The sequence below is a fragment of the Cellulomonas septica genome (genome assembly GCF_012396155.1).
GTDB classification, from domain to species: domain Bacteria; phylum Actinomycetota; class Actinomycetes; order Actinomycetales; family Cellulomonadaceae; genus Cellulomonas; species Cellulomonas septica.
The window spans coordinates 1-1,128 of record NZ_JAAXOY010000878.1; the positions used below are offsets into that span (position 1 = coordinate 1).

Genomic DNA, 1,128 nt, shown 5'->3' on the forward strand with positions numbered 1-1,128 from the left:
GGCGTCGGCCGCGTCACCGGCGCGATGGTCGGTGGTCTGATCATGGGCGTCATGTCGAACGGCATGCAGCTCATGGGCATCGACCAGTCGGTGCAGCAGATGGTCAAGGGCCTCGCGCTGCTGTTCGCCGGCATCGTGCTGCGCGGCATCGCCGCCGGCCGCTGGCCCACGGCGAACATGTACGAGTTCACGATCGTCGGCGTCTTCGTCGCGGTGTCCGTGCTCGCCGTCGTGCAGCGCCGCCGGGTCATCGCGTTCCTCGGCGTGCTCGTCATGGGCATCGCGGTCCTCGCGCTCGTGCTGGCCCTCAACGCGTTCTACATCCAGGCCGACGCCGTCCAGCCCGCGCTGCACTCCTACTGGCTGGTCATCCACGTCGGCGTCGCCATCATCGCGACCGGCATCTTCACGGTCGCGTTCGCCGCGTCCGCGCTGCAGATCCTCGCCGACGTGCGGGCGTCCGGCCCCAAGGCCGTCGACGCGCCCCGCGCCTGGACCGACGGCATGCGGCGTGCGGTCGTCGGCCCGCGGTTCGGGTGGGTCGACCAGGTGCCGTCGCCGCGCGACCTCGAGGCGCTCGCGTTCCGCCTCAACGCGCTCGGGTTCGTGCTGTGGACGTTCACGCTCATCGGCGGCGCGATCTGGGCCGAGCACGCGTGGGGCCGCTACTGGGGCTGGGACCCCAAGGAGGTCGGCACGTTCGTCGCGTGGGTCGTGTACGCGGCCTACCTGCACGCCCGCACGACGCGCGGGTGGAGCGGACGCCGCGCCGCCTACTTCGTGTTCGTCGGCTACGCCGTCGTGCTCGCGAACTTCACCGTCGTGAACCTGGTGTTCTCCGGCAAGCACTCCTACTCGGGCCTCTGACCGGCCCGTCCGCCCGACACGGGCGGCGGGCGCGGACCGGGGACGTGCGCGCGGCGTGACGTCCGACGTCGACGGGACGTCAGGACGTCGGCGGGACGTCAGGACGTCGACGCGACGTCGGGACGTCGGCGGGACGTCAGGTCGTGGGGGAGCCGTCGCCCGTGCCCTGCTCGCGTCGGCGCCGCTCCTCGTCGAGCTTGCGCAGGAAGTCGGGGTCGTCGTCGGGGGCGACCGGTCCCGTGCGGCGGCGCGGCGTCCACG

The 1,128-nt window shown here is 72.6% G+C and carries 1 protein-coding gene; it reads left to right on the plus strand.

Translation table 11 applies throughout. From position 1 onward, the window contains the following. The coding region (gene ccsB / locus HGA02_RS19975) for a c-type cytochrome biogenesis protein CcsB (RefSeq protein ID WP_168681173.1) at window positions 1-867 on the plus strand (867 nt) is incomplete at its 5' end. Between the last annotated feature and the right edge of the window lie 261 nt (window positions 868-1,128).